17 protein-coding genes are annotated in these 19,729 nt (G+C 63.8%); 7 read left to right on the top strand and 10 right to left on the bottom strand.

Annotation, left to right across the window (positions count from 1 at the left end; translation table 11 throughout):
* Window positions 1–11: 11 nt before the first annotated feature.
* Window positions 12–1,430: a circularly permuted type 2 ATP-grasp protein gene (locus CQ12_RS02385; protein ID WP_057833762.1), complete on the bottom strand. Its 1,419-nt coding sequence runs from the start codon at window positions 1,428–1,430 to the stop codon at window positions 12–14.
* A gap of 220 nt (window positions 1,431–1,650) precedes the next feature.
* Between CQ12_RS02385 and CQ12_RS02380 the strand changes: the two genes are divergently transcribed.
* From CQ12_RS02380 to CQ12_RS02370, 3 genes are all read left to right on the top strand, one after another.
* Window positions 1,651–2,388, top strand: coding sequence for a competence/damage-inducible protein A (locus CQ12_RS02380; RefSeq protein WP_057833761.1), 738 nt, complete (start codon window positions 1,651–1,653; stop codon window positions 2,386–2,388).
* Between the two features lie 27 nt (window positions 2,389–2,415).
* The gene (gene gpt / locus CQ12_RS02375) at window positions 2,416–2,934 is read left to right on the top strand and encodes a xanthine phosphoribosyltransferase (RefSeq protein WP_057833760.1); all 519 of its coding nucleotides are present in this window, start codon (window positions 2,416–2,418) and stop codon (window positions 2,932–2,934) included.
* A 127-nt stretch (window positions 2,935–3,061) separates the two neighbouring features.
* On the top strand, window positions 3,062–3,676 hold the full coding sequence (locus CQ12_RS02370) for a hypothetical protein (RefSeq protein WP_057833759.1): 615 nt from the start codon (window positions 3,062–3,064) through the stop codon (window positions 3,674–3,676).
* 65 nt (window positions 3,677–3,741) lie between these two features.
* Here CQ12_RS02370 and CQ12_RS02365 read toward each other — a convergent pair whose 3' ends face one another.
* Complete coding sequence (locus tag CQ12_RS02365) at window positions 3,742–4,764, bottom strand: methionine synthase (protein ID WP_057833758.1); 1,023 nt, start codon at window positions 4,762–4,764, stop codon at window positions 3,742–3,744.
* 117 nt (window positions 4,765–4,881) lie between these two features.
* Between CQ12_RS02365 and CQ12_RS02360 the strand changes: the two genes are divergently transcribed.
* The 3 genes from CQ12_RS02360 (at window position 4,882) to CQ12_RS02350 (ending at window position 7,301) form a co-directional block, all read left to right on the top strand.
* A complete protein-coding gene (locus CQ12_RS02360) occupies window positions 4,882–5,583 on the top strand; it encodes a glutathione S-transferase N-terminal domain-containing protein (RefSeq protein WP_057833757.1) in 702 nt (233 codons plus the stop codon).
* A 132-nt stretch (window positions 5,584–5,715) separates the two neighbouring features.
* Window positions 5,716–6,327, top strand: a complete 612-nt coding sequence (locus tag CQ12_RS02355; RefSeq protein WP_057833756.1) for a 2-hydroxychromene-2-carboxylate isomerase — start codon at window positions 5,716–5,718, stop codon at window positions 6,325–6,327.
* Window positions 6,327–7,301, top strand: a complete 975-nt coding sequence (locus CQ12_RS02350) for an NADPH:quinone oxidoreductase family protein (RefSeq protein ID WP_057833755.1) — start codon at window positions 6,327–6,329, stop codon at window positions 7,299–7,301. The genes CQ12_RS02355 and CQ12_RS02350 overlap by 1 nt, the downstream gene beginning before the upstream one ends.
* Before the next feature lie 98 nt (window positions 7,302–7,399).
* On the opposite strand, the gene CQ12_RS02345 is transcribed toward CQ12_RS02350, so the two are convergent.
* The 8 genes from CQ12_RS02345 to CQ12_RS02310 all read right to left on the bottom strand — a co-directional run bounded on the left by CQ12_RS02345 (window position 7,400) and on the right by CQ12_RS02310 (window position 17,795).
* On the bottom strand, window positions 7,400–8,290 hold the full coding sequence (locus tag CQ12_RS02345) for a crotonase/enoyl-CoA hydratase family protein (RefSeq protein WP_057833754.1): 891 nt from the start codon (window positions 8,288–8,290) through the stop codon (window positions 7,400–7,402).
* 146 nt (window positions 8,291–8,436) lie between these two features.
* The gene (locus CQ12_RS02340) at window positions 8,437–9,858 is read right to left on the bottom strand and encodes an amidase (protein ID WP_057833753.1); all 1,422 of its coding nucleotides are present in this window, start codon (window positions 9,856–9,858) and stop codon (window positions 8,437–8,439) included.
* A 1-nt stretch (window position 9,859) separates the two neighbouring features.
* Complete coding sequence (locus CQ12_RS02335) at window positions 9,860–11,023, bottom strand: M20 aminoacylase family protein (RefSeq protein WP_057833752.1); 1,164 nt, start codon at window positions 11,021–11,023, stop codon at window positions 9,860–9,862.
* Between the two features lie 5 nt (window positions 11,024–11,028).
* The gene (locus CQ12_RS02330; protein ID WP_057833751.1) at window positions 11,029–12,561 is read right to left on the bottom strand and encodes a M81 family metallopeptidase; all 1,533 of its coding nucleotides are present in this window, start codon (window positions 12,559–12,561) and stop codon (window positions 11,029–11,031) included.
* A gap of 224 nt (window positions 12,562–12,785) precedes the next feature.
* On the bottom strand, window positions 12,786–14,426 hold the full coding sequence (locus CQ12_RS02325; RefSeq protein WP_157087955.1) for an ABC transporter ATP-binding protein: 1,641 nt from the start codon (window positions 14,424–14,426) through the stop codon (window positions 12,786–12,788).
* Window positions 14,427–14,540: 114 nt separating this feature from the next.
* A complete protein-coding gene (locus CQ12_RS02320; protein WP_057833749.1) occupies window positions 14,541–15,431 on the bottom strand; it encodes an ABC transporter permease in 891 nt (296 codons plus the stop codon).
* Window positions 15,432–15,442: 11 nt separating this feature from the next.
* A complete protein-coding gene (locus tag CQ12_RS02315; RefSeq protein WP_057833748.1) occupies window positions 15,443–16,384 on the bottom strand; it encodes an ABC transporter permease in 942 nt (313 codons plus the stop codon).
* A 280-nt stretch (window positions 16,385–16,664) separates the two neighbouring features.
* A complete protein-coding gene (locus CQ12_RS02310; RefSeq protein ID WP_057833776.1) occupies window positions 16,665–17,795 on the bottom strand; it encodes a M20/M25/M40 family metallo-hydrolase in 1,131 nt (376 codons plus the stop codon).
* A 277-nt stretch (window positions 17,796–18,072) separates the two neighbouring features.
* Between CQ12_RS02310 and CQ12_RS02305 the strand changes: the two genes are divergently transcribed.
* Window positions 18,073–19,695: an ABC transporter substrate-binding protein gene (locus CQ12_RS02305; RefSeq protein ID WP_057833747.1), complete on the top strand. Its 1,623-nt coding sequence runs from the start codon at window positions 18,073–18,075 to the stop codon at window positions 19,693–19,695.
* Window positions 19,696–19,729 lie beyond the last annotated feature (34 nt).

Genomic DNA, 19,729 nt, shown 5'->3' with positions numbered 1-19,729 from the left:
AATTTCGCTCTCTATTCGTCCAGTATCCAGGTGTCCTTGGTGCCGCCGCCCTGGCTCGAATTGACTACCAGCGAGCCTTCCTTCAGCGCTACCCGCGTCAATCCACCGGGCACGATGGTGACGTGCTTGCTGCCCGTCAGCACGAACGGCCGCAAGTCGACGTGGCGGGGTGCAAGACCGGAGGCAGTGCAGGTCGGGCAGGTCGACAGCGCCAGCGTCGGCTGGGCAATAAAGCCCTCCGGCTCGCGCTTGAGCTTGTCGCGGAACGCCTCGATCGTCGCCTTGGTGGCGGCGGGGCCGATCAGCATGCCATAGCCGCCGGAGCCGTGCACTTCCTTCACCACGAGGTCGCCGAGATTGTCGAGCACGTAGGCGAGGTCCTTCGGCTCGCGGCAACGCCAGGTCGGCACGTTCTTCAGGATCGGCTCTTCGCCGAGATAGAATTTCACGATCTCCGGCATGTAGGAATAGATCGCCTTGTCGTCGGCAATGCCGGTGCCGACCGCGTTCGCCAGCGTGACGTTGCCGGCGGCATAGGCCGACATCAGCCCGGGCACGCCGAGCGCCGAATCCGGGCGGAAGGTCAAGGGGTCGAGGAAATCGTCGTCGACGCGGCGGTAGATCACGTCGACGCGCTTCAGCCCCTCGGTGGTCCGCATGAACACCTCATCGTTCTTGACGATGAGGTCGCGGCCCTCGACCAGCTCGATGCCGAGCTTGTCGGCGAGGAACGAGTGCTCGTAATAGGCGGAATTGTAGACGCCGGGCGTCATCAGCGCGACCGTCGGCTCGGCGGAAGCGGAGAGCGGCGCAACCGACCGCAATGCCGACAGCAATTCATCAGGATAGCGCTCCACCGGTGCCACGCGGTGGCGGGCGAACAGGTCCGGAAACAGCCGCATCATGATTTCGCGGTTTTCCAGCATGTAGGAGACGCCCGAGGGCGTGCGCGCATTGTCCTCCAGCACGATGAAATTGTCGGCGTCGACCCGGACGATGTCGATGCCGGCGATGTGGACATAGACGTCGTGGGGGACGCTCTGGCCGTTCATCTCGGGCCGGAAGACCGGGTTCTGGAAGATCAGGTCATCGGGAATGAGGTTGGCGCGCAGGATGTCGCGGCCGTGATAGATGTCGCGCAGAAACATGTTGAGTGCGCGGACCCGCTGCTTCAGGCCCTTTTCCAGCGTGGTCCATTCCTTGGCCGACATGATCCGGGGGATCACGTCGAAGGGGATCAGCCGTTCCTGGGCTTCGGCGTCGCCATAGACGGCGAAGGTGATGCCGATCCGGCGGAACAGGAGTTCCGCCTCCTGACGGCGATATTCCAGGGCGTCCGGAGGCGTCTCCTTCAGCCAGCGGGAGAGCTCCCGATAGGCCGGGCGGAGGTCGCCGCCGGGCCCGTTCATTTCATCAAAGGCAACTGCCATAAATCCTGACTATCTCGCAAAGCCATGCGGCACAGTGCATGACTTCACGGGATGGTAGCAAGGCTCGGGCCAGCGCGATATGCATTGGCTTGCGGCATTTCGTGTGGGTAGCCGGCCACGCTGCCCTAAAAAAAGGCGGCCGGGTGCTTATTTCGGCAGCAAAGCCTCGTGACTTCAATGCGTTGCTTGCGCAAAGTACGGGGACAGGTGAGGGGAAGTCATGAGCGAGATCGTCACGGCGGGAATTCTGGTCATCGGCGACGAGATCCTGTCCGGCCGGACCAAGGACAAGAATATCGGCTTCATCGCCGAGTATCTGACCAATATCGGCATCGACCTCAGGGAGGTCCGCGTCGTCGCCGACGACGAGGCCGATATCGTCTCGGCTATTGATGCACTGCGAAATCGCTACACCTATGTCTTCACCACCGGCGGCATCGGGCCGACCCATGACGACATCACCGCAGACAGCGTCGCCAAGGCGTTCGGCGTCGCGATCGACCATCACCCGGAAGTCGTGGCGCGCTTTCGCGAGCGCTGGAGCGAGCAGGACCTGAACGAGGCCCGGCTGCGCATGGCCCGCGTGCCCGACGGCGCCGAACTGATCCAGAGCGCGACCATCCTCGCGCCCGGCTTCAAGCTCGGCAACGTCATCGTCATGGCCGGCATCCCCTCGATCATGCAGGCGATGATGGACATCGTCGCGCCCAAGCTGAAGTCGGGCGTGCGGATGCTGTCGGATTCGGTCCGGGCCAATGCGCGCGAAGGCGATATCGGCGGGCCGCTGCGGGACATCGCCAACGCCCATCCCGACACCATCATCGGCAGCTATCCGTTCATGGACGAGGACAAGAAGCCGAACACCAATCTCGTGGTCCGCTCCCGCGATCCCGAAAAGCTCAACGCCGCCATGACCGCGGTGAAGGAGATGCTGGCGGGATTGAACGTGCCGCGATAGCAGGTCGGCAAGACGAGGCGAACCAACGTGGCAGACAGTAATTCTGAATCGAGCCCTGACGCGCGGGCCGGCCGGCCCTTTCCGGTTTCCTGGGACCAGTTTCACAGGGATTGCCGTGCGCTGACCTGGCGGCTCAATGACGTCGGGCCGTTTCACGCCATCATCGCGATCACCCGCGGCGGTCTCGTGCCGGCCGCGATCGTGGCGCGCGAACTCGGTATCCGCATCATCGATACCGTCTGCATTGCCAGCTACGACCACACCAGCCAGGGCGACCTGCAGGTGCTCAAGGGCGTGTCTCCCGAGGTCGCCAAACTCGGGGGCGGCACGGGCAAGGGGCTGTTGATCGTCGACGACCTCGTCGATACCGGCGCCACCGGCCGGCTGGTACGCCAGCTGCTCCCGGACGCCCATTTCGCCACCGTCTACGCCAAGCCGAAGGGCAAGCCGCTGGTCGACACCTTCATCACCGAAGTGTCGCAGGATACCTGGATCCACTTTCCCTGGGATACCGCGTTGTCGTTCCAGCCGCCGATCCGGCCGTGAGGGGTGGCGTGATGCCTCCCGGTCATTGCGAGCGCAGCGAAGCAATCCATAGCGCGGCATAACGGATAGATGGATTGCGTCGTCGCTGCGATCCTCGCAATGACGCCGTAGCTAACGGGCAATTTCGATGCCTCTCCAGAACCGTGTCACGCCATCAGGCGACATCATCGCCACCACGCATCGCGGGCAGTTCACCGGCAATCGCGGCATCATCCATGATCCCGCGACAAAGACGTTATTGAGAAAGCGCTGGTCGAGCCCGGCCTGGATTACCTGTCTTTGCGAATTCCGGGGCTGGCGGCGGCCGGTGATGGGCCGGCGGAGCTGGACCGAGCTGTTCTTTCTCGACGAGGCCACCGCCTTCGCGGCCGGTCATCGCCCTTGCTTCTTCTGCCGCCGCGACGACGCCAACCGCTTTCGCGCCGCGTGGGAGAAGGGCAATGGCGTTGCGGATATTCGTGCGCGGGAGATGGATAGCGTGTTGCATCGGGAGCGGTTGGAGCGCGGCAGGAAGCGGCTGCATCCGCTCCCGGTGCCGGTGATGCAATTGCCCGACGGCGCGATGGTGCAGTTGGGTGAGGAGAGCTTTCTAATCGTGCGGGGCAGGGCGTTGCGATGGTCGATGGCTGGTTACAGCAAGACCGAGGCGACGATCGAAGACGCGCAGCTGCTGACGCCGCCCTCGACGCTGCGCGCACTCAATGCTGGATACCGCCCAGTGCTGCATCCGAGCGCGAGTTAGTTAGAAAGTGATGCCGCCTGCGCGGTCTGCCCTCTCTCCCGCTTGCGGGAGAGGGGACTGAAGCATCACCCCAGCCGCTCCCGGGCCAGCTTCGCGCCCGCACCCAGCGCGGCCAGCTTCGCTTCCGCGATATCCCGCCGCATCGGGGCCATGCCGCAATTCGTCGTCGCGACGATGTTGCTGAGCGGCACGAATTTTGAGACCGCCTCGATCACCTTCACGACGTCCTCGGCGGTCTCCACCGTGTCGCTGGCGACGTCGATCACGCCGGCCTGGATCACCTTGCCGGGGAGCAGCGCCAGCAGATCCAGCGGCACCTTTGAATTGCGGCACTCGATCGCGACCTGCTGGATCGGGCTTTTTTCGATCGCCGGGAAAATATCCTCGTATTGCCGCCACTCGCCGCCGAGCGTCTGCTTCCAGTCGGTGTTGGCCTTGATGCCGTAGCCGTAGCAGATGTGGACGGCGGTGGTGCAGGTCAGGCCTTCAGCGGCGCGCTCGAGCGCTCTTATGCCCCAGTCGGAGACCTCATCCATGAAGACGTTGAAGGCGGGTTCGTCGAACTGGATCACGTCGATGCCGTCGGCTTGCAACGCCTTGGCCTCGTTGTTGAGCAGTTCGGCAAAGGCGAAGGCCATCTTGACCTTGTCGCCGTAATGGCTGTCGGCGACGGTGTCGGCGATAGTCATCGGGCCGGGCAGGGTGAATTTCAGCTTGCGGGTGGTATGGCTGCGGGCGACGCGGGCTTCGTCCGCATGGACGCGGCCCTTCAGGGTCAGCGGTGCAACCACCTGTGGCACCATCGCCTTGTAGCGGTCCTTGCGGATGCCCATCTCGACCTTGTGGGCGAAATCGATGCCCTCGACCTTCTCCAGAAAACCATGGACGAAATGCTGGCGGGCCTGCTCGCCCTCGGTAACGATATCGATGCCGGAATCTTCCTGCAGCTTCACCGCCAGCATGGTGGCGTCGCGCTTGGCGCGGGCGAGTTCGTCGCCTTTCGACCGCCAGGGGGCCCACAGCGTGTTGGGCTCGGCCAGCCATTCCGGCTTGGGCAACGAGCCTGCGATCGTGGTTGGAAACAGCATGGGAGCCTCCCGTTCGGTTCGGATTGAGCGCCTGTCTGCCATGTCTTAAGATCGAGGTACAGAACAACAAAAGTCGCCACCGCGGGGAATATTTCCGCATCGACAGCCAGGGGAGCCATGATCGACCTGCATTACGCGCCAACGCCGAACGGCTGGAAAATCTCGATCATGCTGGAGGAACTCGGGCTTCCCTATCGGGTCATTCCGGTCAACATCCGCGCCGGCGAGCAGTTCAGGCCGGAGTTTCTGGCGATCAGCCCGAATAATCGCATTCCGGCCATCGTGGACCACGAACCCGCCGACGGGCAGGGGCCATTCTCGGTGTTCGAGACCGGGGCGATCCTGATCTATCTCGCCGACAAGACCGGGCGTTTCCTGCCCACGGAGATGCGGGCACGGTCCCAGGTGATGCAATGGCTGATGTGGCAGATGAGTGGGCTGGGGCCTATGCTCGGCCAGCACGGCCATTTCGCGCTCTACGCGGCGGAGAAGATTCCCTACGCGATCGAGCGATACCGTGACGAGGCGGCGCGGCTTTACGGTGTGCTCGACACGCAATTAGGCAAGACCGGCGCCTATATCGCCGGCGACTATTCGATCGCCGACATCGCCTGCTTCCCCTGGACCATGACCCACAAGGCGCAGGGCTTTACGCTCGACGACTACCCGAACGTCAAGCGCTGGTACGCGGACGTGCGCGCACGACCGCAGGTGCAGGCGGGGCTGGCGATCGGCAAGTTCGTGAAGGAGCCGTTCGACGAGGAGGCGCGGCGGAATATGTTCGGTGCGCGCGCAAAGGAGATGGCGGGGAAGAGTTGAGCCCCAGCCATGCCGTCATTGCGAGCGCAGCGAAGCAATCCATTCTTTCTTTGGGCGGCGCGATGGATTGCTTCGCTTCGCTCGCAATGACGGTGGAAACAGCACAAGTCTGAATAACAAGAGGAAACACCCATGATCGAATTCTTCTTCGACTGTTCCAGTCCCTGGACCTATCTCGCCTTTCACAACATCCAGCCGCTGGCCAAAGAACTCGGCGTCGAGATCAGCTGGCGGCCGATCCTGGTCGGCGGCATCTTCAATACCGTCAATCCGAGCGTCTACGCGCAGCGCGAGACCCCGGTGCCGTTGAAGGCGCGCTACATGAAGAAGGACCTCGGCGACTGGGCACGCTCCGCCGGACTCGCGATCAAGATGCCGCCGACGGTATTTCCCGTGAACAGCGTCAAGGCGATGCGCGGCTGCATCTGGCTCGGCAACAAGGAGATGGTGCCGTTCGCCACCGCGGTGTTCGAGACCTATTGGGGCGCCGACAAGGACATCTCGCAGGACTCGGTGTTGACGGAGATCTGCAAGAAGGTCGGCATTGACCACGTCAAGTTCTTTGAAGGCATTGGCCAGCAGGCGATCAAGGACCAGCTCAAGGCCAACACGGACGAGGTAATGGCCCGCGGCGGATTTGGCTCGCCGACGATCTTTGTCGACAAGACCGACATGTATTTCGGCAACGACCGGATGCCGCTAATCCGCGAAGCGCTGGAGCGCGTGAAGGCGCGGGCCGCCTGATGCCGAGGGCTGTCGTCTGCCGCGAGCTCGGTCCGCCCGAGAGCCTGCGTCTGGAAACCTTTGCCGCGGTACCGCTGGCGCCCGGGCAGGTGCGCGTCGCCATTCGCGCCGCCGGGTTGAATTTCCCTGACGTGCTGATGGCGGCGGGCGAATATCAGCTCAAGCCGCCGCTGCCGTTCACGCCGGGCATGGAAGCCGCCGGCGATGTCGTCGAGGTCAACGAAGCCACGGGCGTTACGGTTGGCGACAAGGTGATCGTCAAGATGCGTCACGGCGCCTATTCCGATGAGGCCGTCGCCAGCCCGTCGCAGCTCGTCAAACTGCCTTCCACGTTCGACTACGCGGAGGGCGCGACGTTCCTGGCCGGGCACGGCACCGCCTATCACGCGCTGATCGATCGCGGCCGGCTCCAGCCCGGCGAGGTGCTGCTGGTGCACGGCGCCGGCGGCGGCGTCGGGCTTGCCGCCGTCGAGATCGGCAAGATGCTAGGGGCCATCGTGATCGCGACGGCGTCAAGCGACGAGAAGCTTGAGATTGCGAAAGCGAGGGGCGCGGATCATCTCATCCGCTACGACCGCGAACCGTTCCGCGACGCCGTCAAGCGCATTACCGACGGGCAGGGCGCGGACGTGGTGTTCGATCCCGTCGGCGGCGAGGTGTTCGAGAATTCGATGCGCTGCATCAACTGGGGCGCGCGGCTACTCGTCATAGGGTTCACCGGCGGCATCGGGCTGGCAAAGACCAATCTGTTGATGATCAAGGGCGCCAGCGTGCTCGGCGTGCGCGCCGGCGAAGCGGTGCGGCGAAATCCCGCGCTCGGCGAGGTCAGGATCAAGGCGCTGACGGAATGGGCGGAGGCCGGGAAGGTGCGCCCCAACGTCTCGCACCGGTTGCCGCTGGAAGACTATGCGAAGGCGATGCGGCTGTTGATCGATCGCAAGGCGATTGGACGTGTGGCGCTGACGATGGGATGAAGTCGTAGGAGGGCAAAGGCGCACTTGCGCCGTGCCCACCATTCTCGCGGCGTAAAAGGATGGTGGGCACGCTGCGCTTTGCCCACCCTACGGCCGGGCTATTTGTATTCCCGCTCGTCCCACCACGGGAAATAGTCGGGCATGTCAGACGAAACCTTGTTCTTGAACTCGGCCGGGCGCTTTTCCAAAAATGACACTACGCCTTCCTTCACGTCGTCCGAGCGGCCGCGGGCGTAGATGCCGCGGCTGTCGACCTTGTGGGCTTCCATCGGATCGTCGGCGCCCATCATGCGCCACATCATCTGCCGGATCAGCGCCACCGATACCGGCGCGGTCTTGGCGGCAAATTCTTTTGCCAGCGCGCGGGCGGTCGGCAACAGATCGTCCGGCGGCACCACCTTGCTGACGAGACGGCCGGCGAGCGCTTCCTGCGCCGGGAAGACGCGGCCCGAATAGCACCATTCCAGCGCCTGCGAGATGCCGACGATGCGCGGCAGGAACCAGCTCGAGGCGGCTTCCGGCACGATGCCGCGCTGGGAGAACACGAAGCCGAAGCGCGCGGCGTCCGACGCAATGCGGATATCCATCGCAAGCTGCATGGTGACGCCGATGCCGACCGCTGGCCCGTTCACCGCCGCGATCACGGGCTTCAGACATTTGAAGATGCGCAGCGTCACCTGACCGCCGCCGTCGCGCACCATGGGATCGCTGTAATCCACCGCGCCGCTGGTGAGCCGCTTCACCGGGCCACGCCGCGCGTCGCGGTCGAATGTGTTGGCGCCGGAAGAGAGATCGGCGCCGGCGCAGAAGCCGCGGCCTGCGCCGGTGACGATGATGGCGCGGACATTGTCGTCCTTGTCGGCGGCGTCGAAGGCGTCGATCAGCTCCTGCTGCATCGTGCCGTTGAAGGCGTTGAGCTTGTCGGGCCGGTTCAGCGTGATGGTGAGAATCTGTTCGTCGACCTCGTACTTGATGGTCTCATACGCCATGGGAGCGGTTCCTCGCGTAATGCTTGCTGTTGATGTTCATCTTGTCATTGCCGGGCTTGACCCGGCAATCCATCTTTTATGAAGACGATGGATGCGCGGGTCAGGCCCGCGCATGACAATCCCGCATGTCCCTGCAGGTCTTGCGTTTACTTCTTCGGCGGCGTCGGCCACGGCTTCTGCGGCCCGCGCAGGCCCTCGAACGCCTTGGCCATGCCGAGCACGCCGAGATCGTCGAAGCGGCGGCCGATGATCTGGACGCCGATCGGAAAACCCTTGGCGTCGTACCCGCCATTGATCGAGAGCGCCGGATTCTCCGCCATATTCCACGGCACGGTATAGGCAATGTGCTCGAACGGTTTATCCGGATCGTTAAGCGGGGCGGCAAACTCGGCCGGGAAGTTGACCACCGGCGATACCGGCGAAATCACGTAGTCGAACTCGCAGAACAGTTTTGCCGCCGCGGTGCGGATCGCCATGGTGGCGTTGAAGCCCCTGATGACGTCGACGCCGGAAAGTTTTGCACCGGCTTCCGCCCATTTGTGGATGTAGGGCAGCGTCTTGCCGCGCTCCTCGGGCGACAATTTTGACAGATCGTCCCACAATCGCGCCCGCCAGAAATTGTCGAGGCCGTCGATGATCTCGCGCGTCAGGACGCCGCTGACCTCGCTGACGACGGCGCCGGCGGATTCGAACGCCTTGGCCGCGTTGACGGCAACGTTTCGCACGTCGCTTTCCAGCTTCTGCCCGGCGCCGGCATCGAGCATGAGGCCGATCCGAACCTTGCGCGGCGACTTGTCGTGCGCCCGCCAGTTGATGGTATCAGCCGGCAGGCTCATGCCGTCGCGGCGATCCGGCTTCGACAGCACGCACATCATCAGCGCCGCATCGTCGACCGTGCGGGTCATGGGGCCGGCGACCCGGCCGACATAGGGCGGATCGATCGGAACGCGCCCGAGGCTCGGCTTCAGCGCGACCAGACCGCACCACGAAGCCGGCAGCCGGACCGAGCCGCCGATATCGGTACCGAGATGCAGCGGGCCGTAACCGGCCGCGCCCGCCGCGCCCGCGCCCGACGAGGAACCACCGGGATTCTTGCTCAGGTCCCAGGGATTGCGGGTGAGGGGATGGAAGCTGGAGAGACCTGACGACAGCATGCCGTAATCCGGCATCGTCGTCTTGGCGAAGATGATCGCGCCGGATTCGCGCAAGCGTGCGGCGGGCGGTGCATCCTTTTCCGCCGCCACCAGTTTCACGCTGGCTGACCCCAGCGGTATCGGCTGACCCTTGGTGGCGATATTGTCCTTGATCGTCACCGGCACGCCGTCGAGCGTGCTCACCGGCTCGCCCTTCTGCCAGCGGTCGGTCGATGCTTTCGCGACCGCGCGTGCGCCGTCGGGATCGTACAGATACAACGCCTTGATGTGCGGCTCCCACGCCGCGACATGCTCGATCACTTCCTCCAGCACTTCCGAGGGCGAGAACTGCTTTGCGCGATAACCTGCGATCAGATCAGTGGCGGAGAGGTCATGCAGCGAGGTGACCTCTTCCTCGGGGGCTGCGTTCTGCATGCTAACCTACCGGTAGCCGGGTTTCGATGATGCGGGCGAACATGCTGGCGCCGATCGGCAGGATCTTGTCGTCGAGTACGTAGCCGGGATTGTGCACGGGCACCGAGCCATCATGGCCGACCCAGAAATAGGCGCCGGGCACCACCTGCATCATGTCGGCGAAATCCTCGCTGCCCATCTTTGGGGCCGAGCGCGTCAACACGTTGGCTGGATCGACCACCGTCTTTGCCACGGCTTCGACCACCTTGGACTGTTCCTCCTCATTGATGAGGACGCTGAACGTGTCGTTGATGTCGGCGGTGATTTCGCACTCGAATGTCGCGGCAACGCCGGCGCAGATCTTGCGCATGCGCTCGCGGATCAGCGCGCGCACGCCGTCATCGAAGGCGCGCACGGTGCCGCCGAGCCTAGCCTCGCCGGGGATCACGTTGTTGGCGGAGCCGGCATGGATTTGCGTGACCGACAGCACCGCCGACTTCAACGGGTCGACGTTGCGGCTGACGATGGTCTGCAGTGCCTGCGCCAGCGTCGTAGCGATCACCACCGCGTCCTTGGAGCGCTCGGGCATCGCGCCATGCGCGCCATAGCCCTGGATGGTGATGTCGAAGAAGTCGGCGCCGGCCATTGCCGGGCCCGGCAGGATCGCGATCTCGCCATGGTTCAGGTCCGGCGCGTTGTGCAGCCCGTAGATCTCGTCGCAGGGAAACTTCTGGAACAGGCCATCCTTGATCATGGCGCGGGCGCCGCCGAGCCCTTCCTCGGCCGGCTGGAAGATGAAATGCACGGTGCCGTCGAAATTCTTGGTCTCCGCCAGATAGCGTGCGGTACCGAGCAGCATCGTGGTGTGGCCGTCATGGCCGCAGCCGTGGAAACGACCGGGAATGGTCGAACGCCATTTCAGGTTGGTGTTTTCCTCCATCGGCAGCGCGTCCATGTCGGCGCGCAGGCCGATGCGCTTGCCGCCGCTGCCCTTGCCCTTGAGGACGCCGATCACGCCGGTGCCGCCGAGTCCGCGATGCACCTCGATACCCCAGCCCTTCAGCTTCTCCGCGACGATACCGGAGGTGCGAACTTCCTCGAAGCCGATCTCGGGGTGGGCATGCAGATCGCGACGGATGGCGGTGAGTTCGTCGGCAAAGCCGTCGATGCGTTCAATGTTAGGCATGTCTGTTATCCCGTGACTGAAGATTTTGAGCGTGATTGGGCGGATGGGGTGAAGGCGGCGCCGTTCGGCTTGATGCGGATGCCCGGACGCAGCCGCGTCCAGGGCAGCGTGGCCGTATCGGCCGGCATCGCGCCGGGCGCGGCGCAGATCAGGAGCTTTTCGGCGATCGGTTCGAAATCGGCGCGGAAATGCACCGAGCTTTTGTTGACCAGGATCTTCTGTTCGGTCGGCTCGATGCCGACATAGCGGTACATCGACTGATCCGCAAGTTGCGCCTTGTAGGAGCCGACGACGACCCTGACATCGCCGATGCGCAGGCAGGCCGACGGACCCATGTCCATGTCGCGGCCGCCGTAATAGGGGCCGGACGCCACGAATTGTCCGTCCGACAGTTTCTCGACGAAAAAGGTTTCCTTGTAGGGCGTATCGCCCGGAATGCCGGACTTGCCGCCGAGCTCCAGCGTGACGGTCGCGCCGACGCCGGCCGCATGCGCGGCCTTGGCCGACTCCGGATCGTAGATCACGCCGGTGGCACCGGACGCCTTGTTGCGCACCAGCGCGCGCAGCATGCCGGTGGTGTCGGAATCGCCGCCCGCACCGGGATTGTCCTGGGTATCGGCAATGATGATCGGCCTTGTTGCCGATTTCGAAAGCTCCATGGCGAGGCGCACGCCGTCATCGGGCGAATAGATGCGGCCGTCGAAATCGTCCTCATGGCTCTCGATCAGCGCGACGATCCTGTCGGCGGCGGCATCGGCGTCGGCCTGCGTCCGGCCATAGGCAAACACGCTCGGTCCGCAATGAGGAAAATCCGCCGCCGGAAAGCCCGGCGCAAAGGACAGCGTCGGCACCGCGTCGCTTTCGAGCGCTGCGAGCCCTTCATAGATGCCTTTGGTCGGCTGGTCGTTGGTGCATTGCCACGAGATCGGGATCAGGAACGGCAACTGCCGGAATGCCTTGGCGAAGCGTTGCCCGCTCTTCAATATCAGCGCGAGGTGCCTTGCACAGGCTCGGCCGGTGTCGGCCATGTCGACGTGAGGGTAGGTGCGGTAGGCAATGAGTGCATCCGCATGCTCCACCATCTCGGGCGAGACGTTGGCGTGGAGGTCGAGACTCGCGACCAGCGGCAGATCCGGGCCTATCACCTTGCGCACGCGGGCGAGGATCTCGCCTTCGCCATCATCGTGCTGCTCGGTCACCATGGCGCCGTGCAGATCAAGGTAGACGGCGTCGATCGGGCCGGCATTGGCGATGCCGTCGACCATCTCCTTCATGACGCGTTCGAAGGCATCGGTCGTGACATGCGCCGATGGGCTGGCGGCCGCGGCGATGGTCGGGACCAGTTCCCAGCCATTGGCCTCAGCCGTCTCGACGAAGCCGGCAAGGCCGACATTGATCTTGCGCATGACCTTCAGCACATCGGGCCCATGGGCCATCGATGGCCAGCCGCCGCCATGAACGAAATCGGCATAGGTCGCCTTGGTCGGCGCGAAGGTGTTGGTCTCGTGCAGGAAGCCGCCGACGGCGATGCGGGTCATATGTCTCAGCCGGTGTTTTTCGTTGGGGGGACGTTAAGCGGGAGATCGCGGCAAGCGCAAGCCGCGGAGCAATTCCGTTTTGCATGCCGCGTGGGCGTTAGTAATTGTCTTGCACCGCCATAAGCCCGTCATTGCGAGGAGCAAAGCGACGAAGAAATTCATCTATCCCCGCGCGGAGAGATGGATTGCTTCGTTTCGCTCGCAATGACGCAGAAAGGCCGTCGCTACTCCGCCGCGACCTCCACTGGCCGGAAATTCGCGAAATCCCAGCCGCGGCCGGGCGCGGCATCGAGCAGCGCCTTGGTATAGGGCTGTTGCGGATGGGTCAGCACCTCTGCCGCCGGTCCCTGTTCCACAATCCGGCCATGTTGCATCACCGCGACGTCGTCGCAGATCTGCGCTGCAACACGAAGATCGTGGGTGATGAACAGGAGCGCGATGCCCAGCCGCTTCTGGATTTCGTCGAGCAGTTCGAGCACCTGCGCCTGCACCGAGACGTCGAGGGCGGAAACCGCTTCGTCCGCAACCAGAACGTCGGGATCGAGCGCGAGCGCACGCGCGATCGCGATGCGCTGGCGCTGGCCGCCGGAGAATTGGTGCGGATAGCGCGAGACCGCATCCGCCGGCAGGCCGACCAGCTCGAGCAGCTCGCGCGCCTTCGCCAGCGCCTCCGCACGCGGCATGCCGTAATTGATCGGGCCTTCCGCGATGGTCTCGCCGACGGTGATCCGCGGATTGAGCGAGCGATAGGGGTCCTGGAAGATGATCTGGATCTTCTTGCGATGCGGCTGGAGCAGCCGCCGCGACAGGTCGGAAATCTCGCGGCCGGCGAGCCGTACGCCGCCCGACGTCGGATCGATCAGGCGGACGATGCAGCGCGCCACCGTCGATTTGCCGGAGCCGCTCTCACCGACGATGCCGAGCGTACGGCCCTTGCGCAGCGTGAGAGTGACGTCCTTGGCGGCGGCGACTTCGCGGGATTTTCCGAAGAAGGAACGCTCGCGGTAGACTTTGCCGAGTTCGTTGGCTTCCAGCACGATCGGCTCGTCGGTTTCCGCGCGCGGCGCCCGCGGCACCAGGCTCGGCACCGAGGAGAGCAGGTTGCGGGTGTATTCCATCGCCGGCGTGCGCAGGATGCCGTCGAGCGTGCCGGTCTCGACCAGCCGGCCGTAGCGCATCACGGCGACGCGGTCGGCAATCTCCGCGACCACGCCCATGTCATGGGTGATGAACAGCACCGCGGTGCCGTGGTCGCGCTGCAGGTCGCGGATCAGGGTGAGGATCTGCTTCTGCGTGGTGACGTCGAGCGCGGTGGTCGGCTCGTCCGCGATCAGGAGTTTCGGTTCGAGTACCAGCGCCATCGCGATCATGATGCGCTGGCGCTGTCCGCCGGACAGCCGGTGCGGGTAGGAGGCAAAGATGCGCTCCACATCCGGCAGCCGCACATGCTCCATCATCGCCAGGATCTTCTGGCGGCGGGCGCGGGCATCGAGGTCGGTGTGGGCGCGCAGGACCTCGTCGATCTGGCGGCCGACGGGCACCACCGGATTGAGCGCCGTCATCGGCTCCTGAAAGATCATTGCCATCCGTGTGGCGCGCAATTGCCGCAGGCGCTTGTCGGTGGCGGTCAGCAGTTCTTCGCCGACCAGCTTGACGCTGCCGCCGGAGGGCACCAGCGCGCCCTTTTGCAGCAGGCCCATCACGGTGAGCGAGGTTACGGACTTGCCGGAGCCGCTTTCGCCGACCACGCACAGCGTCTCGCCTTCGCGGACCTGCAGCGAGACGCCGTCGATGATGCGCTGGCCGGACGGATTCTTGCCGAGGCCGACGACGAGGTTGTCGATGTCGAGAACGATGTTTTTCATCTCAGTTATTTCTGCCGTCATTGCTAGGAGCGGAGCGACGAAGCAATCCATTCTTTCTTCGTGCGGCGAGATGGATTGCTTCGCTTCGCTCGCAATGACGGGGAGAGGTCGAACTCATTTTCCGGCCTCCCGCTGCTTCATGCGCGGATCGAGGGCATCGCGGGCGGCGTCGCCGATCAGGTTGATGCTCAGGATGGCGATCGACAGCAACAGGCCCGGCCAGAAGATCAGCGACGGCTTGACCTGGAAGTAGGCGCGGCCCTCGGCCATGATGTTGCCCCAGGTCGGCGTTTCCGGGCTGATGCCGGCGCCGAGGAACGACAGGATGGCTTCGGTGAGGATGGCGGAAGCGCAGACATAGGTGCCTTGCACGATCAGCGGCGCGACCGTGTTCGGCATCAAATGCCGCCACATGATCTTGGGCAGGCTGGTGCCGACCGAGATCGCGGCCTCCACATAAGGCTCCTCGCGCGCCGACAGCACGACCGAACGCACCAGCCGCGCCACGCGGGGAATTTCCGGAATGGTGATCGCGACCAGCACCGTCGTCAGGCTAGCGCCCGACAGCGACACCACGGCGATCGCGAGCAGGATGGACGGGATCGCCATCAGGCCGTCCATCACCCGCATCATCACGGCGTCGACCCAGCGGAAGAAGCCGGAGACGAGCCCGATCAGAAGGCCGATGCCGATCGAGAAGACTGCGGCGCCAAGGCCGATCAGCAGCGAAATCCGTGCGCCGTAGATGATGCGCGACAGCACGTCGCGACCATAGGCGTCGGTGCCGAGCAGGAATGTCGCGCTGGCCGGCTTCAGCCGTTGCGCCGGCAACAGCAATTGCGGGTCGTGCGGCGCGAGCAGGGGCGCGAGGATTGCCATCAGGATGATCAACCCAAGGCAGATGCTCGCGGTCGCGATGATCGGGGTCGCCGTGAGGAATCCCAGTTTCGGCCGGAACGGCGTGGTGACCGGGATTGACGGTTCGGGAAGGGTTTCGATTGCCATCGTGCCGAACCTCAGTAACGAATTCTTGGATCAAGAAGGGTGTAGGCGAGGTCGATCAACAGGTTGACGGTGACATAGATGCCCGACGTCAAAAGGATCATCGCCTGAATCACCGGATAGTCGCGCGCCAGCACCGCATCGACGGTGAGGCGGCCGATGCCGGGCACGTTGAACACGCTCTCGGTAACGACGACGCCGGAAATCAGCAGCGCGAAACCCGTTCCGATCACCGTGATGACGGGCACGGCGGCGTTGCGCAGTGCATGGCGCAGCAGCACACCGGTCTCGCTGATGCCTTTCGCCCGCGCGGTGCGGACGTAATCCTCACCCAGCACATCGAGCATTGCCGCCCGCGTCATGCGCGCGATCAGCGCAACGTAGATGAAGGAGAGCGTGCAGGTCGGCAGGATGATGCGCTCGAAGAATGGGCCGAACCCTGCCGTGATGCTGCGGAAACCCTGCACCGGCACCCAGCGCAGTTCGATCGCAAAGATCTGGATCAGGACATAGCCGATCACGAACACCGGCACCGAAAAGCCGATGACCGACAGGCCCATCACGAAACGGTCGATCCAGGTGCCGTGCTTCCACGCCGCGATTACGCCAAGCGGCACGGCGACAATGACAGCCAGGATGATGGTGCAGAGCGCGATCGAGATCGACGGCTCGACGCGCTTGCTGATCATCGTCAGCACCGGCACGTTTGATATCAGCGACATGCCGAGGTCACCCTGCAGCAGCTTGCCGATCCAGGTGAAGAACTGGGTGTAGAGCGGCTCATTGAGGCCGAGCGACGTGCGGATGCGCTCGAGCTGCTCGGGCGTCGCATTGTCGCCGGCCAAAATCGCGGCGGGATCGCCCGGCGTCAGCCGCAGCAGGAGGAACACAAACAGCGCGACCACGCCCATCACGGGAATGGCGGCGAGAATGCGGCGAAGCAGATATCCGAGCATCTTGATCCGTCAGTTGTGGGTGAATTGGGCAGCGCCGGTCTTGGAGTTGGTTTCCGCGCCGTCAGCGTAGCATTTCAGCAAGTCCCGTGCCATTGCGCCTGCGTTTTTTGCGATGCAGCTAAGCGGTTCGAAGGAAGAACATTCGTCCTCATTACGAGCAAAGCGAAGCAATCCACGCATCCGCCGAAAGATGGATTGCTTCCGTCGCCAAGCCTTGTCATCGGCCGCGCATTCACGCGACCCGTTGGCTCTTCTCAATGACGGCGCAGGGCAATCGCCATTACTCCAGCGTCGCCAAAAGCCCAGCCATCAGCCGGCCGCGTTCGGCGAGGCTGTCGACCTCGATATGTTCGTTGAGCGTGTGGGCATCGGCGCCGCGGACGCCGAGGCCGTCCAGCGTCGGGATACCCATCGCGCCGGTAAAGTTGCCGTCGGAACCGCCGCCGGCGCTGCCATGCGGCAGTTCGAGGCCAAGCTGCGCGGCAATGCCGCGGGCCTTTTCGTACAGCGCCATGGTACCGGCATCGGGCTCCCAGACCGGGCGGGTCACGCCGCGCGTCACGGTGAAGCTCACGTCATTGCTCGTGCCAGACAACGCCAGCATGCGTTCGACGCCGCGGTCGAGATCGGCCTGGCGCTTGGCCATGCTGAGTGCCTCGCCGGTGCAGGTGGTGGCGACACAATTGACCCACTGGCCGCCATGCACGATGCCGACCGAGAACGTACAATCTTCGGTCGTCATGCCGTCGATGGCTATAATCTGGCGTGCCATTTCGCGGATCGCGGAGCGGCCGGAGGAGAGCGTCGCGCCGGCGTGGCTCGGCTTGCCGACAGCTTCGAGATTGAAGCGTGCAATTGCGTAGCGGCCGGTGACGACGCCGTTGTTGGGCCGTCCGGGCTCCGGCACCAGCACATATTTGTTGCGCGCCGCTTCCGCCTCGATGATGTCGCGGGTCGAGGGCGTGCCGACCTCCTCATCCGGCGTGAACAGCACGGTAATCGGCAGGGGTGTCGTGAACGCGGCGCGGGCCAGTTGCCGGATCGCTTCCAGCGAGAGGTAATTGCCGCCCTTCATGTCGAAAATGCCGGGGCCGAAGCATTTGCCGCCCTCGCGCCGCCATTTCAGTTTCTCGATGGTGCCGACGGGGTGGACGGTATCCATGTGGCCGGCGATCAGGATGCCGGGCTCGCCTTGTTTGGGGTGCGGAAAGCGGGCGCGGACACAGCCGGCAAAACCTTGGCGGCCGGCGATGCGCTCGATGGTCGCACCCATGATCGCCATGTCGCGTGCGGCGAGGTCAAGCATGCGCTCGACGGCGCTCTTGTCCCAGGTCGGGCTTTCGCATTCCACCCAGCTACGCAGACCCTGCAGCATGGCCTCGGAATCAAAGGGAAGATTGGCTGGGTTCATGGACTTCTCTTGGTTTTCTTGATCTTGGGTTTCGACTAATCGGGCACCGGTCTCGCCGCCTACGAGAATGATCTCGCGCGGATTTGTAAAGTGAAACATGAGCGCGCGTCCGCGGTATCCGCAGGGTGGTGGTCGCCTCAAAGCCGATTGACGTGCCGCGCGCTTGATGCAAGTCTTCAAATAGTCAGGATTTACAGCGTGTTAGTTCGCCCAAATAACGAACCGCATGCATAATGAATCAGCGGACTTTGACCAGTTTCACGTCAGGAGAGATCGAATGTTCCCCATCATGCGTTGGAAGCGTCCCACGATAGCGTCCGCATTGTCGGCGCTTGCGCTGTCGGTAGCGGTGACGTCGCTAGCCCTGAGCTCGCAGGCCATGGCCGCCGGCAAGAAGACCATCACCGCCGTGATGCATTCCGACCTGCGCGTCATCGATCCCGGTTTCACCACCGCCTACATCACCCGCGACCATGGCTACATGGTCTACGACACGCTGTTGGCGACGGATTCCAGCTTCAAGATCCAGCCGCAGATGGCCGATTGGAAAGTCAGCGATGACAAGCTGACCTACACATTCACGTTGCGCGATGGCCTGAAGTGGCATGACGGCCAGCCGGTCACGGCGGAAGATTGCGTCGCCTCGCTGAAGCGTTGGGGCCGCAACGACACGATGGGCCAGAAGCTGATGGATTTCGTCGCCAGCCTGGAGCCGATCGACGCCAAGAGCTTTGCGCTGAAACTGAAGGAGCCCTACGGCCTAGTGCTGGAGTCGATCGGCAAGCCGTCGTCCTACACCCCGTTCATGATGCCGAAGCGGCTGGCGGAAACGCCCGCCGGCCAGCAGATCAAGGAACAGGTCGGATCAGGTCCGTTCAAGTTCGTGCAAGCGGAATTCCAGCCGGGCGTGAAGGCCGTTTATGAAAAGAACCCGGACTATGTCCCGCGCAAGGAAGCGCCGAGCTGGACCTCCGGCGGCAAGGTCGTGAAGGTCGATCGCGTCGAATGGATCACGATGCCGGATGCGCAGACCGCGGTGAACGCGCTGCAGTCGGGCGATATCGACTTCATGGAGAACCTGCCGTTCGATTTGCTGCCGGTGCTGGAGGCGAACAAGGACATCAAGGTCGACGTCCTCAACAAGTTCGGTTTCCAGACGCTGGGCCGGATGAACTTCCTCTATCCGCCCTTCGATAACGTCAAGGTTCGCCGCGCGGCCTTCCTGGCCATGAAGCAGAAGGACGTGCTCGACGCGCTGGTCGGCAATGCCAAGTATCAAAAGATCTGCGGTGCGATCTTCGTATGCGATACCCCGCTGGAGAGCGATGTCGGCGCCGAGAGCCTGGTGAAGGGCAATGCCATGGCGGAAGCGAAGAAGCTGCTCGCCGAGTCCGGTTACGATGGCACGCCGGTCGTGGTCATGGCGCCCGGTGACGTCGTGACGCTGAAGGCGCAGCCGATCGTCGCGGCGCAATTGCTCCGCGAAGCCGGCTTCAAGGTCGACGTGCAGGCCACCGACTGGCAGACCGTCGTGACCCGCCGCGCCAGCCAGAAGCCGCCGAAGGAAGGCGGCTGGAACATGTTCTTCACCAACTGGGTTGCCGCCGACGTTTCCAACCCGGTCGCCAACGCTTCAGTGGGCGGTCGCGGCAAGAACGGCGGCTGGTTCGGCTGGGCCGAAGACGCCAAGATCGAAGAGCTCCGCGACAAGTTTGCGCGCTCCGCCACGCTGGACGAGCAGAAGAAGATCGCTGCCGACATCCAGAAGCAGGCCTATGAACAGGTGATCTACATCCCGCTCGGCCAGTATTTGATCCCGAGCGGCTGGCGCAAATCGCTCACCGGCATCGTCGACGGCCCGGCAACGCCGGTGTTCTGGAATATCGACAAGAGCGAGTAGGGCGCACCAGCTTCAAGCGGACAGCAAAAAGCGC

Origin of the sequence: Bradyrhizobium jicamae (assembly GCF_001440395.1) — a bacterium.
Classification (GTDB): Bacteria; Pseudomonadota; Alphaproteobacteria; order Rhizobiales; family Xanthobacteraceae; genus Bradyrhizobium; species Bradyrhizobium jicamae.
Note: the sequence above shows the minus strand (reverse complement) of the source record. Positions and strands in the feature narration are given on the sequence as shown.